Genomic DNA, 13,325 nt, shown 5'->3' with positions numbered 1-13,325 from the left:
AGTCCCCCTGGAGCCGAACGCTGTCGCGCTCACGCTAGGACGGACGCCACCGCATCGGCATCGGCCGATGCGGCAGCGTCGGGTCCCGCGGGGGAAACGCTAATCGACCTCGACAGCGGCCTGGGCGAACTGCGCCGAATACAGCCGGGCGTACGCCCCGTCCGCGGCGATCAGGTCGTCGTGGGTGCCCTGCTCGACGATCGCGCCGTGCTCCATCACCAGGATCACGTCCGCGTCCCGGATCGTCGACAGGCGGTGGGCGATCACGAACGAGGTGCGGCCCGTACGCAGCCTGTTCATCGCGCGCTGGATCAGCACCTCCGTACGGGTGTCCACCGAGCTCGTCGCCTCGTCCAGAATCAGGATGCTCGGCTCGGCCAGGAACGCCCGGGCGATCGTGATCAGCTGCTTCTCGCCCGCCGACACGTTCGAGCCCTCCTCGTCGATCACCGTCTCCATGCCGTCCGGCAGCGACCGGACGAACCGGTCGACGTGGGCCGCCTCGGCCGCCTCGGCCACGGACTCCGGCGTGGGGTGATCGGCCCCGTACGCGATGTTGTCGTAGATCGTGCCGCCGAACAGCCACGGGTCCTGCAGCACCATGCCCATGTGGTCGCGCAGCTCCTCGCGGGGCATCGTCGCGATGTCGACCCCGTCGAGGGTGATCCGGCCGCCGGTCACCTCGTAGAAGCGCATCAGCAGGTTGACCAGCGTGGTCTTGCCGGCGCCGGTCGGGCCGACGATCGCCACAGTGTGCCCGGGCTGCACGGTCAGCGACAGGTTGTCGATGAGCGGCTTGTCCGGCAGGTAGCGGAACGACACGTCCTCGAAGGCGACCCGGCCCCGGACCGTGTCACCGAGCACCGGAGCGGGTGCATCCGCGGACTGCTCGGGCGCGTCCAGCAAGGCGAAGACCCGCTCGGCCGACGCCACCCCGGACTGCACCAGGTTGGCCATGCTGGCCACCTGGGTGAGTGGCTGGCTGAACTGCCGCGAGTACTGGATGAACGCCTGCACGTCGCCCAGCGACAGCGAACCCGTGGCCACCCGCAGCCCGCCGACGACCGCGACCAGCACGTAGTTCACGTTGCTGATGAACATCATCGCGGGCTGGATCAGGCCGGAGATGAACTGCGCGCGGAAGCTGGACGCGTACAGCTTGTCGTTGTGCTCCTGGAACGTCTCGGCCGCCTCCTGCTCGCGGCCGAAGACCTTGACCAGCGAGTGGCCGGTGAACATCTCCTCGATGTGGCCGTTGAGCCGGCCGGTCGTCGCCCATTGGGCGACGAACTGCGGCTGCGACCGCTTGCCGATCCGGGTCGTGACCCAGACCGACACCGGTACGGTGACCAGCGCGATCAGTGCCAGCAACGGCGAGATCCAGAACATCACGGCCAGCACGCCGATGATGGTCAGCAGGCTCGTGACGAGCTGGCTGAACGTCTGCTGCAGCGTCTGCGCGATGTTATCGGTGTCGTTGGTCGCCCGGCTCAGCACCTCGCCGCGCGGCTGCTGGTCGAAGTAGGACAGCGGCAGCCGGGCCAGCTTGGCCTCGACCTGCTCGCGCAGCCGGGACACGGTGGCCTGCACCACCGTCGCGGTCAGCCGGCCCTGGAACACGCCGAAGACCCACGCGGCCACGTAGAGCGCGAGCACCCAGAGCAGCAGGTGCCCGAGGCGGGTGAAGTCGACGCCCTGGCCCGGGATGACGTCCATCGACGCCAGCATGTCGGCCCGGTTGGTCTCGCCCTCGGCGCGCAGCCGCTCGACGAGCTCGGCCTTGCTGACCCCGGCGGGCAGGCCCTTGCCGACGATGCCGTCGAAGATGATGTCGGTGGCGTGGCCGAGCAGCCGCGGGGCGATGACGGACAGCGTCACGCTGGTGATGCCGAGCAGCATCACCACCCCGACCAGGACCCGCTGCGGACGCAGCATGCGCAGCAGCCGCAGGCTGGAACCCTTGAAATCCTGCAACTTCTCGGCCGGCATGCCCCCGCCGCCCATCATGCGGGCCCCGGGCCCGCCCATCGGCGGTCCAGGACGACGAGTTGGAGCAGTCATGCTGTGCCTCCTGAAACAAAGAGCGGACCCCGAACGCGATCATGACGCTCGCTTCGCTCGGTCATGCCGCGGCCTCCTGCTCAGTCAACTGCGAAAGAACAATTTCGCGGTACGTGGGGTTGGTGTCCATCAGTTCGGTGTGCGAGCCGGTGCCGACGACCACGCCGTTGTCGAGCACGACGATCCGGTCGGCGTCGCGGATGGTGCTGACCCGCTGGGCCACGATCACCACGGTCGCGTCGGCGATGTGCGCGGTCAGCGCCGCCCGCAGCGCCGCGTCCGTGGCGTAGTCCAGCGCCGAGAACGAGTCGTCGAACAGGTAGATCTCGGGCCGGTGCACCAGGACCCGGGCGATCGCCAGCCGCTGCCGCTGACCGCCGGAGACGTTGGTGCCGCCCTGGGCGATCGGCGCCTCCAGCCCGCCCTCCATCCGTTCGACGAAGTCCCGGGCCTGGGCCACTTCGAGCGCGGTCCACAGCTCCTCATCGGTGGCGTCCGGGTTGCCGTAGCGCAGGTTCGACGCGACCGTGCCGCTGAACAGGTACGGCTTCTGCGGCACCAGGCCCACCGTGCGGGACAGCAGCACCGGGTCGAGCTCGCGGACGTCGACGCCGTCGACCAGCACGGTGCCGCCGGTGGCGTCGAACAGCCGGGGGACCAGGTTGAGCAGGGTCGTCTTGCCACTGCCCGTACTGCCGATGACGGCCGTGATCTCCCGCGGCCGGGCCGTGAGGTCGATGCGGGACAGCACCGGCGCCTCGGCGCCGGGGTAATGGAAGTCGACGCCGCGCAGCTCCAGGGAGCCGTGCCGGCGCAGCTCGGTGACCGGCCGCGGCGCGATCACCACGCTGGACGGCAGCACCAGCACCTCCTCGATGCGCTCGGCGCAGACCTCGGCCCGCGGGATCATCACGAACATGAAGGTGGCCATCATGATCGCCATCAGGATCTGCATCAGGTAGCTGAGGAACGCGGTGAGCGCGCCGATCTGCATCGAGCCGTCGTCGATGCGGTGCCCGCCGAACCACAGCACCGCCACGCTGGAGGCGTTCACCAGCAGCATCACGGTCGGGAACATCAGCGCCATCAGCCGCCCGACCCGCAGCGACACGTCGGTCAGCTCGGCGTTGGCCACGCCGAAGCGGGCCTGCTCGCGGTCGTCGCGGACGAACGCGCGGATCACCCGGATGCCGGTGATCTGCTCGCGCAGCACCCGGTTGACCTTGTCGATGCGCACCTGCATGGTGCGGAACAGCGGGCGCATCCGGATGATGATGAGCGTGACCACGCCGACCAGGACGGGCACGACGACCAGCAGCAGCGAGGACAGCGGCACGTCCTGGCGCAGCGCCAGCACGATGCCGCCGACACACATGATCGGGGCCGACACCATCAGCAGGAACGTCATCAGCACCAGCATCTGGACCTGCTGGACGTCGTTGGTGGTGCGGGTGATCAGCGAGGGCGCGCCGAACTGGCCGACCTCGCGGGCCGAGAAGTCGAGCACCCGGGAGAAGACGGCGGCCCGCACGTCGCGGCCGACGGCCATGGCGGTGCGGGCGCCGAAGTAGACGGCGGCGACCTGGGCGGCGATCTGCACCAGCGTGATGCCGAGCATCTCGGCGCCGACCATCATCACGTAGCGGGTGTCGCCGGGCACCACGCCGTTGTCGATGATGTCCGCGTTCAGCGCGGGCAGGTAGAGCGTGGCGAGCGTGGCGACGAACTGGAAGAGCACGACCAGGAAGATCGATTTTCCGTACGGTCGCAGCCGCGCGCGCAGAAGTCGGACGAGCACCGGTCAGACACCCCCGTGTGAATGGTCTGGTTGGACGAGCAGCCCGTCGAGCAGCAGCGACACCAGCTCGTCGCCGTCGAAGCGCCGGTCGGCGAACGGGCCGTAGGTATTGGCTCCGCAGAAGAGCAGAACCAGCCGGGCGACCTCCGCCGGTGAACGGCGCAGCAGCGCGGCGTCCGGCTCGATCAGCTCGGTCAGGGCGGCGAGCAGCTGCTCGCGGGCCCGGTTCATCCGCACGATGCCCGCCGGATCGTTGGCATGATGGGCGTGCCGGACCGCGGCCATCAGGCGGGCATTGTGGGCGAACCGCTTCATGATCAGGGTGGCGGCGGCCGCCAGCCGCCCCCGCAGATCCCGGCCCGGACCGATCGCGGCGACGGCGTCGATGGTGGGCGCGGGATCGAAGGCCTGCACCATCGCGGCGGTCAGCAGTGACCTCTTGTCGGGGAAGACACCGAAGATGGTGCCCTCGGCGACCCCGGCCGCCTGGGCGATCTGCTTGGTGCTGACGTCGAGCCCGTGCTCGTGCAGCAGCGGGATGGTGGCAGCGATCAGGGCGGCCCGCCGATCCTCGGGGGCCATGGCAGGCACCCGTCGGCGTCGCGGACTCTGGGCTGGGGAGGTCACTCAGAGGAGCTTAATGAGCGAGCACTCACTCAACCACTGATATTTGTCATGGGTGTTCTGCTCAACCCCGGAGGAAATCGATCATGATCGGGGCCAGGGCGTCCGGCCGCACGTCGTGAGTCTGTCCCGCCAGCGAGCGGTGCTCGGCCGTCGGGAACGCGGCCGCCGTCGCCTGCGCCGCCTGCTGCATTGCCGCCGGGCTTGCGGTCCCCGAGACGACCAGCATCGGTACGGTGACCGGCAGCTCGCCCGGCACCCGCCCGTCACCCAGCAACGTGTCGTCGTAGGCCAGCGTCGGGGCGATCGCCTCCAGGGTCGACCAGCCCGGGCCACTCCGCATGCCGGCGATCACCGGTGCGGGCACGCCGACGGTGGTCATGAACAGCGCGACCGCGTCCCCGCGCCGGCCCGCCGCCAGCAGCTCACCGAGCCGCGCGGTGTATTCCTTGTCCCCGCCCAGGAACGGCGGCTCGTACAGCACCAGCCCGGTGACGCCCGGATCGGCGGCGGCGGTCGCCAGGGCGAGAGCGCCGCCCGACGACATGGCGTAGAGAGCGGCCTGGCCACCAGCGGCCCGCACGATCGCCCGCAGGTCCTCGACTTCCCGCTCAGTCGCGTACGGCTGGGTGTCGCTGCTCTCCCCGCGGCCCCGCCGGTCGTAGGTGAAGACGGTGAAGGTGCCCGTCAGGAGCGCGGCCAGCGGCCGCATCGGGCCCGCGGCCCGGTAGCACATGGCCCCGTCGACCAGGACGAGCGCGGGCCCGCTGCCGGCGCTCTCGTAGGCGATCTCGGTGCCGTCGGCGGATGTCACGGTGGTCATGTGGGCTCCTGGCTGGTCAGTTGGGCCACGTAGGCGGCGTAGCGGTCCAGGCTGGTGACGAACCCGGCCTGGGCCCCGGCGGCGAGATACGCGGCGGGCACGTTGCTCTGGTGGGTGACGACCTCGGTACGCCCGTCGTGCAGGTCGGTGAAGGTGACCGTGGTCCGCATGCCGCCCTCGACGCCGGCCTCGACCCAGACGAGCCGGTGCGGCGGATCGATCTCGGCGAAGACCGCCCGCATCGTGTACGTGCTGCCGTCGGCGTCGTTGACCATGGTGGTCTCGAAGGCGCCGCCCGGCCGCAGGTCGACCACGATGCCCTCGATCGGTGTCGTGGTGCCGGCCGGGCCCCAGAAATGCACGAGGTGAGCCGGCTCGGTCATGCAGGCGAAGAGCAACGCGGGGGAGCCGCGGTGCACCCGGGTGAAGGTGAGCTCGCCGGTGCCGGTCACGGGGTGCCCTCCGATGCGCTGCGCAGATTGCTGAGGTGCTGCTCCAGACGGTCGTGCCGGTCCGCCCAGACCTGCCGGTGCCGGGCCACCCACTCGACGGCCTCGTCGAGCCGCCCGGTCTCCAGCACGCAGGGCCGCGACTGCGCCGTCCGGGTGCGGGAGATGAGCTGGGCCTGCTCCAACACCTTGAGGTGTTTGGAGACGGCCTGCTGGCTCATCGGCAACGGCTCGGCCAGCTCATTGACCGTGGCGTCGCCGTGGGCCAGCCGGGCGAGGATCGCGCGCCGGGTGGGATCGGCGAGCGCGAAGAACACCTGGCTCAGGTCATCCTGCACAACGGGCATGGGCCGACAGTACGCACAACTCACTCGTTGTACAACCCGTTGGTTGTCGACGTGCCGAGCAGGGACCGGGTGACGTTCTCGGCCTCGGCGAGCATCTCGTCCACCGCCTGCCGCAGATCGGCGTCACCGGGGTCCCGGTCGTCCTCGGCGGCGATCAGCACCGCCCGCCGCACCAGCTCCTTGGCGAACGAGGCCGTGGTCCCCTCCGTACGCTCGGCCACCTCGTCGAGGATGTCCGCGCTGAACGGGAGCCGGCGGGCGTACCGGGCGATCAGCAGCCGGCGGGCCGCCAGACCCGGCAGTGGCACCTCGACGGCCAGGTCCACCCGGCCCGGCCGCTGGGCCAGCGCCGGCTCGAGGACGTCGACCCGGTTGGTGGTGAGCAGGAACGCCACGTCGGCGTCGTCGCTCAACCCGTCGAGGGCCTCCAGCACCGCGAACAGCAGCGGCTGCTCGCCGCCGTGGTGGTCACGGCTCTCCGCGACCAGGTCGCAGTCCTCCAGCACCACGAGAGCCGGTTGCAGGGCCCGCGCCATCAGGGCGGCCTCCGACACGTACTGGATGGACGGCCCGGCGAGCAAAATGACCGTGAGGTCGGGCAGCGCGCCGAGCAGGTAGCGGACCGTGTGGGTCTTACCCGTGCCCGGCGGCCCGTAGAGCAGCAGGCCGCGCTTGAGGTGCTGGCCCGCGGCCCGCAGCCGGTCCCGGTGCCGGGCGACCCCGGCGACGTGGCGCTGCAGCCGTTCCAGCACCCCGGCGGGCAGCACGATGTCGTCGGGCGCCAGGACCGGCCGGCGGTGGAACGTGATACCGCCGACGCCCGGCTCGAAGTCCGAGCCACCCAGCGTCAGAACCTGCCCGCGCAGGACAGACCGCTCCAGCATGACCGCCCGGACCGTGCCGATCAGTGCGGCGGCCACGCCGGGCGCCGCGGCGAGCACCTCCATCCGGGCGTTCGCGCTGCCGGTACGCGGGTCGGCTCCGCGTTGCAGAACCGCCACCGGCACGCCGTCGAAGGAGAACAGCCGCATCCCGAACGAGACGATCTCCCGGGTGCTGTCCGGCCCGGTCGCGGTGCTGCTGTAGTCGACCGCGCCGACCGGGAACTGCTGGAAGCGTCCGGACGCCTCGAGGATCTCGCTGAGCGAGTGGTGCCGGCGCTGCTCCCCGCCGCCGATGCCGAGCAGCGTCGCCGGCCCGGCCCGCTGCTCGATCTCGTCCAGCGCGACGTCCAGATCGGCGAGCCGATAGGCCGGGAACTCCTCACTGACCACCGGCAGCCGGCGCGGATCGGCGCCGAGATGATCCGTCAGCAGCGCGACCAGTCCAGGCTCGCCGGACGACTCCTCGGCGTGCTGGGCGCTGACCACCTCCTCGAGGAAGGTCCGGAAAACCGCGACGAAGGCTGCCGTCTGCTCATCCATGCGTCCGGACGCTAGCCAACGCAGCCGGCATCCGTGGCCCGATCGGCGAACACGCCCTACCGGCCGGCCTCTCCGTAGAGGGTGGACACCCAGGCGTGGGTCAGCGTCCGGACGAGCACCTCGCGGTCGTCGAAGGGCGGCACCCCGGCCGCGGCGAGGTAGTAGAGCCGCTCGCCGAGCCAGCTCAATGATGCGGCGACCGCCCGGACGTCCTGACCGGCGAGCACCGCCGAGGCCACCGGGTCGGCCTCGATGCGGGCCACCGCGGCGTCGGTGAACACGTCCATCTGGGCCAGCCACAGCTCCCGGAGCTGGTCGTCGGAGTGCCAGCTCTCCACGACGGCCTTCAGGACGCCGGCGTTGGCGTGCCACAACTCGGCCCCGGCGGCGACACCCGCGCGCAGCGCGTCGGCCGGCGCGTCGGACGAGTCGGTCCACGGGGTCGCGGCCTCCCGGCCCTGGCCGACCGCGCGGCGGACCAGCTCGGCGAGCGCCGCCTGCTTGCCTGGGAAGTAGAAGTAGAAGCTGGCCCGCGACACCCCGGCCCGCGCGATGACGTCCGCCACGCTGATCGCCTCGAAGCGGCGTTCGTCCAGCAGCTCCCGTAGTGCGCTGAGCATGCGTTCGCGCAGCTCCGCCCCCTCGCTCGGAGCGGTGGTGCGGCGGGCGTCCTTCTTCGCGGCCATGCCGGGAGCCTAACAGCATGTCTGTACACCCCAACCAGACACGCTGTATGGTCGCCTGATGAGATATCGGACGCTGGGCCGGAGCGGACTGCGCGTCTCCGAGCTGATCCTCGGGGCGATGACCTTCGGTGAGCAGGGCGGTGTCGGGGCGCCGCCGCAGGAGTGCCGCGACATGCTGGACGCCTACGCGGAGGCGGGCGGCAATGCGATCGACACCGCGGTCAACTACCGCGGCGGGGCCAGCGAGGAGATTCTCGGCGACCTGCTCGAGGGCCGCCGGGACCCGTTCGTGCTGGCGAGCAAATACACGGTCACCCGCGACGCCGCCGATCCCAACGCCGGTGGCAATGCCCGGAAGAATCTGCGCGCCTCCCTGGAGACCAGCCTGCGCCGATTGCGCACGGACTACCTGGATGTCTTCTGGGTGCACATGTGGGACCGGGCGACGCCGATCGAGGAGACGATGCGCGCCCTGGACGACGCCGTACGGGCCGGCAAGATCCTCTATGTCGGCATCTCGGACGCGCCGGCCTGGGTGGTGGCCCGCGCCAACACGCTCGCGGAGTGGCGGGGCTGGAGCCCGTTCATCGGTCTGCAGGTGCCGTACAGCCTGGTGCAGCGGGACGCGGAACGCGAGCTGCTGCCGATGGCCGAGGCGCTCGGCCTGGCCGTCACGGCGTGGAGCCCGTTGGGTGGCGGAGTGCTGTCCGGCAAGTACACAGTGGACGGTGACGCGGGCAGCACCCGGCTGGACCGCGCAAGCGTGGACGAGCGGACGCACGCCGTCGTCCGGGCCGTGCTGGCCGTCGCGGCGGAGATCGGCGCGACTCCGGCCCAGGTCGCCCTGGCCTGGATCAGGACCCGGTCCCGGGCGATCTTCCCGATCCTGGGCGCCCGGCGCCTGGCCCAGCTCCAGGACAACCTCGGGGCGCTGTCCGTCGAGCTCTCCGACGAGCAGTGCGGCCGGCTGGCGGCGGCGACCGGCTTCGAGCTCGGCTTCCCGGGTGACTTCATCAACCAGAACGCCCGCTGGGTCTTCGGAGCCGGCGCTATTCCCTGAGCGTATACTCTCAGCGTATAGTCCTCGGCATGACGGTGCCGCTGACCCTTCTGGGGCTTCTCGAACGTGAACCCAGCCACGGCTATGACCTCAAACGTGACTACGACGCCTACTTCGGGCGCGGCAAGCCGCTCTCGTTCGGCCAGGTCTATTCCACGCTGTCCCGCCTGGCCCGCGACGGCAAGGTCGTCATCAGCGACCTGGAGCCCGGCGAGGGTCCCGACCGCAAGCGCTACATCATCACCGATCTCGGTGCGACCGAGGTGGACAGCTGGCTGACCGAGCCCGTCGCCCCCGAGCCGCACCTGCAGACCGTGCTCTTCGCCAAGGTCACCCTCGCGCTCATGCTCGGGCGCAACGCCGAGGGCTATCTCGACACCCAGCGCGCCGCCCACCTGCAACGGATGCGCGAGCTCACCGAGATCAAGCGCACCGGCGGCCTGGTCGACGCCCTGCTCGCCGACCACGGCCTGTTCCACCTGGAGGCCGATCTGCGCTGGATCGACCTGACCTCCGCCCGGCTCGACGCCCTGGCCAAGGAGGTCCGGTCATGACCGTCATCGAGGCGCGCGACGTCGTCCTGTCGTTCGGCGAGACGCCCGCGCTGCGCGGCGCCGACCTCGCCGTCACCGAGGGCGAGCTGCTGGCCATCATGGGTCCGAGCGGCTCCGGCAAGTCCACGCTGCTGCACTGCCTGGCCGGCATCCTGGTGCCGGAGTCCGGCGAGATCCTCTTCGCGGGCCGGCGGGTGGACCGGCTCGGCGAGACCGAGCGCAGCCGCCTGCGACGGGACAAGTTCGGCTTCGTCTTCCAGTTCGGCCAGCTCGTGCCCGAGCTCAGCGCGCAGGAGAACGTCGCCCTGCCGCTGCTGCTCAACGGGATGCGGCGGGCGGCGGCGGTGGCCGAGGCCCGGGCCTGGTTCGGCCGGCTCGGGCTCGACGGCCTCGAGGAGCGCCGCTCCGGCGAGCTCTCCGGCGGTCAGGCCCAGCGGGTCGCCCTGGCCCGGGGGCTGGTGGCCCGGCCGCGGGTGCTGTTCGCCGACGAGCCGACCGGCGCGCTCGACTCGCTCACCGGCGAGCACGTCATGGACCTGCTGGTCAGCGCCGCCCGGGACGAGGGCACCACGGTCGTGCTGGTCACCCACGAGCCGCGGGTCGCCGCGTACGCCGACCGGGAGGTCGTCGTCCGCGACGGCCGGGTGCATTCGCTGACCGCCGAGGCGATCGCATGATCCGCTTCGGGCTGCGGCTCACGCTCGCCGGTGGCCGGGAGGCAGCGGTACGCCTGATCGTCATCGCCCTGGCCGTGGCCCTCGGGGTGGGCATGCTGCTGCTGGCGCTCACCGGCCTGAACGGCGTGACCAGTCAGAACGACCGGTACGGCTGGGCCAACTCGGCGGACGCGCCCGGGGCCGAGCAGGGCGTCGATCCACTGTGGTGGCAGCTGCGGGTGGACGGCTTCGACAGCCGTACCGTCGGCCGGGTTGATCTGGCCGCGACCGGTCCGCGCTCGCCGGTGCCGCCGGGCCTGCCCCGGCTGCCCGGCCCGGGGGAGTATTTCGCGTCGCCGGAGCTGGCGAAGCTGATCGCGGACACCCCGGCGGCCCAGCTGGCCGACCGCTTCCCGGGCCGCCGCCTGGCCGGCACGATCGGCCGCGACGCGTTGCCCGCCCCGGACTCGCTGGTCGCCGTCGTCGGCTACACCCCCGCGGAGCTGGCCCAGCGCGCCGGTGTCTCCCGGGTCGGCACGATCGCGGCGACCCCGCCGGAGCAGTGCCCGAACGGCTGCTGGAGAGGCATCCCGACCGCCGGGCTGCAGCTCATCCTGGCGGTGGTGGCGGCCGCCCTGATCTTCCCGCTGTTCATCCTGATCGGTACGGCCACCCGCCTCGCCGCCACCCGCCGCGAGCAACGGTTCGCGGCGATGCGACTGGTCGGCGCGACCCCGGCGCAGGTTTCCACCGTGTCCGCGGTGGAGTCCATGGTCTCCGCACTCGCCGGTACGGTCCTGGGCTTCGTCCTGTTCTTCCTCGTCCGGGACACGGTGGCGGCGGTCCCGTTCACCGGCGCACCGATGTTCCCCGAGGACCTGGCACTGGACCCGGTGACCTTCCTCGGCGTGGCGCTCGGGGTGCCCGTGGTCGCCGCGCTCGCGGCCCGGCTGGCCCTGCGCCGGGTGCAGATCTCCCCGCTGGGTGTCACCCGGCGGGTCACGCCCCGGCCGCCCCGGGCCTGGCGGCTGATCCCGCTCGCGGCCGGCCTGGGCGAACTGGCGTACTTCGTGGGCCGCCGGCCCGACACCACCAACGGGCAGATCATGGCGTTCCTACCGGGCATCTTCGTCGTCATGATCGGCCTGCTCGTGGCCGGCCCGTGGCTGACCATGGCCGGCTCCCGCCTGGTCGCGCGCCGGGCCGGGCGGCCGGCCGCGTTGATCGCGGCCCGGCGGCTCGCCGACAACCCGCGGGCCGGCTTCCGCTCGGTCAGCGGCCTGGTGCTGGCGCTGTTCGTCACGAGCGTGGCCGTCGGCGTGATGGGTTCGATCGCCGCCGACCGGGGCACCCCGAGCCGGGTGCCGGACGCCGCCAATTTGATCACCCTGTTCCGGGACCGGGACGTGGCGCCGGTCGGTGATCCGGTTCCGGCCGGGCTGGCGGCGCAACCGGGTGTCCGGGGTGTCGCCGTGACCCGGATCCCGCCCGCGGACATGCCGCTGCCCGAGGCGCCGCCCGGTTCCACCAGCTTCCTGCCGTACGTGCTGGCGTCGTGCGACGACATCGCCCGGCTACCCGGCGTGACCGGGTGCGTCGCCGGGGTCCGTACCGCCTGGGTGTGGCCCGACCTGATCGGCCCGGACGAGTGGACCGGACCGTGGCCCGCCGCGGACGTCGACCCGGCCGGGCTGAACACCCTGCCGGCGCAGTCGATCGTGACGGTCACGGACGGCTCGACGCCCGCGCTGGAACGGGCGCGGACGATCCTGCAGCTGGCCCACCCCATGCTCTACTCGCCGTACTCCAGCGTGGAGTTCAACGCCGAGACCGCCAAGGTTTTCGAGGGCTGGAAGCGGCTGGCCAACGTGGTGATCCTGGCCAGCCTGGCCATCGCCGGGTGCAGCCTGGCGGTGAGCGTGGCGGGCGGCCTGAGCGAGCGCAAGCGCCCGTTCAGCATGCTGCGGCTCACCGGCGTCCCGCTCGGCACACTGCGCCGGGTGGTCGCGCTGGAGAGCGTCACCCCGCTGGTGATCGCCGCGATGGTGGCGCTGGGCTCCGGACTGCTGGCGGCGCATCTGTTCCTGACCGCGCAGATGAGGTTGTCGCTGAGCCCACCCGGGATCTCGTTCTATGTCATCGTGGTCGCCGGGCTCGCGGCGTCGCTCGCCGTGATCGCGTCCACGATGCCGCTGCTGCGCCGGATCACCGGCCCGGAGGCGGCCCGCAACGAATGAGGGACCTGTGCAGGACGACCGGATCGACCCACCCCTGCTCGGCGGGGAACGCGAGACACTGCGCGCCTACCTGGACTACCACCGGGCGACGCTGGCGATGAAATGCCAGGGCCTGTCGGACGAGGAGCTTCGGCAACGCTCGATGCCGCCGTCCACGCTGACCCTGCTGGGCCTGGTGCGGCACATGGCCGAGGTCGAGCGCACCTGGTTCCGCCGGGTCATCAACGCCGAGGACATCCCGCTGCGCTGGTCGGCCGAGGGCGACTTCCAGGCGGCGTACGACGCGTCGGCGTCCACCCGGGCCGAGGCGTTCGGCGCATGGCAGGAGGAGGTCGAGCACGCCCGCCGCATCGAGCGGGCGGCCGAGTCGCTGGACGTGACGGGCTACCAGGCGCGGTGGGGCGAGAAGGTCTCCCTGCGCCTGGTGATGCTGCACATGATCCACGAGTACGCCCGGCACAACGGCCACGCGGACTTCCTGCGCGAGGGCATCGACGGCGAGGTCGGCGCCTGACCCACGCGCCGGGACGCCACGCGGCGCCCCGGCGCTTCGGCGTCCCGGCGCGCCGGGGATCGGGGAGTTTTCCAGCTGGCCGGCCGGTGGGG

At 71.6% G+C, this 13,325-nt stretch carries 13 protein-coding genes; 5 read left to right on the top strand and 8 right to left on the bottom strand.

Going from position 1 to position 13,325, the window contains the following annotated elements:
* Window positions 1-99: 99 nt before the first annotated feature.
* The 8 genes from ACQP2Y_RS36850 to ACQP2Y_RS36815 form a co-directional block, all read right to left on the bottom strand.
* Entirely contained in the window at window positions 100-2,061 is a 1,962-nt protein-coding gene (locus ACQP2Y_RS36850) for an ABC transporter ATP-binding protein (RefSeq protein ID WP_433720792.1), read from the bottom strand.
* A 61-nt stretch (window positions 2,062-2,122) separates the two neighbouring features.
* On the bottom strand, window positions 2,123-3,859 hold the full coding sequence (locus ACQP2Y_RS36845; protein WP_433720790.1) for an ABC transporter ATP-binding protein: 1,737 nt from the start codon (window positions 3,857-3,859) through the stop codon (window positions 2,123-2,125).
* 3 nt (window positions 3,860-3,862) lie between these two features.
* Window positions 3,863-4,441: a TetR/AcrR family transcriptional regulator gene (locus ACQP2Y_RS36840; protein WP_433720789.1), complete on the bottom strand. Its 579-nt coding sequence runs from the start codon at window positions 4,439-4,441 to the stop codon at window positions 3,863-3,865.
* 106 nt (window positions 4,442-4,547) lie between these two features.
* Window positions 4,548-5,306 carry an alpha/beta fold hydrolase gene (locus ACQP2Y_RS36835; RefSeq protein ID WP_433720787.1) on the bottom strand — a complete coding sequence of 253 codons (759 nt, stop codon included), beginning with the start codon at window positions 5,304-5,306 and terminating at the stop codon, window positions 4,548-4,550.
* A complete protein-coding gene (locus tag ACQP2Y_RS36830; protein ID WP_433720786.1) occupies window positions 5,303-5,758 on the bottom strand; it encodes an SRPBCC family protein in 456 nt (151 codons plus the stop codon). The genes ACQP2Y_RS36835 and ACQP2Y_RS36830 overlap by 4 nt, the downstream gene beginning before the upstream one ends.
* On the bottom strand, window positions 5,755-6,102 hold the full coding sequence (locus ACQP2Y_RS36825) for an ArsR/SmtB family transcription factor (protein ID WP_433720785.1): 348 nt from the start codon (window positions 6,100-6,102) through the stop codon (window positions 5,755-5,757). Before ACQP2Y_RS36825 ends, ACQP2Y_RS36830 begins: the two co-directional genes overlap by 4 nt.
* A 20-nt stretch (window positions 6,103-6,122) precedes the next feature.
* Complete coding sequence (locus ACQP2Y_RS36820) at window positions 6,123-7,526, bottom strand: AAA family ATPase (protein WP_433720783.1); 1,404 nt, start codon at window positions 7,524-7,526, stop codon at window positions 6,123-6,125.
* A gap of 56 nt (window positions 7,527-7,582) precedes the next feature.
* Entirely contained in the window at window positions 7,583-8,212 is a 630-nt protein-coding gene (locus tag ACQP2Y_RS36815) for a TetR/AcrR family transcriptional regulator (RefSeq protein ID WP_433720782.1), read from the bottom strand.
* A gap of 58 nt (window positions 8,213-8,270) precedes the next feature.
* Between ACQP2Y_RS36815 and ACQP2Y_RS36810 the strand changes: the two genes are divergently transcribed.
* From ACQP2Y_RS36810 to ACQP2Y_RS36790, 5 genes are read left to right on the top strand one after another with little or no spacing between them, the layout of a single operon-like run.
* A complete protein-coding gene (locus ACQP2Y_RS36810; protein WP_433720780.1) occupies window positions 8,271-9,272 on the top strand; it encodes an aldo/keto reductase in 1,002 nt (333 codons plus the stop codon).
* 29 nt (window positions 9,273-9,301) lie between these two features.
* Window positions 9,302-9,826 carry a PadR family transcriptional regulator gene (locus ACQP2Y_RS36805; RefSeq protein WP_433720778.1) on the top strand — a complete coding sequence of 175 codons (525 nt, stop codon included), beginning with the start codon at window positions 9,302-9,304 and terminating at the stop codon, window positions 9,824-9,826.
* Window positions 9,823-10,503 (top strand): ABC transporter ATP-binding protein, encoded by a 681-nt coding sequence (locus tag ACQP2Y_RS36800; protein WP_433720776.1) that lies wholly within the window; start codon window positions 9,823-9,825, stop codon window positions 10,501-10,503. The genes ACQP2Y_RS36805 and ACQP2Y_RS36800 overlap by 4 nt, the downstream gene beginning before the upstream one ends.
* The gene (locus tag ACQP2Y_RS36795; protein WP_433720774.1) at window positions 10,500-12,719 is read left to right on the top strand and encodes an FtsX-like permease family protein; all 2,220 of its coding nucleotides are present in this window, start codon (window positions 10,500-10,502) and stop codon (window positions 12,717-12,719) included. The genes ACQP2Y_RS36800 and ACQP2Y_RS36795 overlap by 4 nt, the downstream gene beginning before the upstream one ends.
* A 7-nt stretch (window positions 12,720-12,726) precedes the next feature.
* A complete protein-coding gene (locus ACQP2Y_RS36790; protein ID WP_360833410.1) occupies window positions 12,727-13,233 on the top strand; it encodes a DinB family protein in 507 nt (168 codons plus the stop codon).
* The last annotated feature ends 92 nt before the right edge of the window (window positions 13,234-13,325 follow it).

The sequence above is a fragment of the Actinoplanes sp. CA-051413 genome (assembly GCF_050955795.1).
Taxonomy (GTDB): domain Bacteria; phylum Actinomycetota; class Actinomycetes; order Mycobacteriales; family Micromonosporaceae; genus Actinoplanes.
Note: the sequence above shows the minus strand (reverse complement) of the source record. Positions and strands in the feature narration are given on the sequence as shown.

Excerpts from the sequence above, each read along its gene's own strand:
- ACQP2Y_RS36805 (WP_433720778.1), top strand. The coding sequence starts at position 9,302 with ATGACGGTGCCGCTGACCCTTCTGGGGCTTCTCGAACGTGAACCCAGC.
- ACQP2Y_RS36815 (WP_433720782.1), bottom strand. The coding sequence starts at position 8,212 with ATGGCCGCGAAGAAGGACGCCCGCCGCACCACCGCTCCGAGCGAGGGG.
- ACQP2Y_RS36825 (WP_433720785.1), bottom strand. The coding sequence starts at position 6,102 with ATGCCCGTTGTGCAGGATGACCTGAGCCAGGTGTTCTTCGCGCTCGCC.
- ACQP2Y_RS36840 (WP_433720789.1), bottom strand. The coding sequence starts at position 4,441 with ATGGCCCCCGAGGATCGGCGGGCCGCCCTGATCGCTGCCACCATCCCG.
- ACQP2Y_RS36835 (WP_433720787.1), bottom strand. The coding sequence starts at position 5,306 with ATGACCACCGTGACATCCGCCGACGGCACCGAGATCGCCTACGAGAGC.
- ACQP2Y_RS36800 (WP_433720776.1), top strand. The coding sequence starts at position 9,823 with ATGACCGTCATCGAGGCGCGCGACGTCGTCCTGTCGTTCGGCGAGACG.
- ACQP2Y_RS36850 (WP_433720792.1), bottom strand. The coding sequence starts at position 2,061 with ATGACTGCTCCAACTCGTCGTCCTGGACCGCCGATGGGCGGGCCCGGG.
- ACQP2Y_RS36795 (WP_433720774.1), top strand. The coding sequence starts at position 10,500 with ATGATCCGCTTCGGGCTGCGGCTCACGCTCGCCGGTGGCCGGGAGGCA.
- ACQP2Y_RS36820 (WP_433720783.1), bottom strand. The coding sequence starts at position 7,526 with ATGGATGAGCAGACGGCAGCCTTCGTCGCGGTTTTCCGGACCTTCCTC.
- ACQP2Y_RS36810 (WP_433720780.1), top strand. The coding sequence starts at position 8,271 with ATGAGATATCGGACGCTGGGCCGGAGCGGACTGCGCGTCTCCGAGCTG.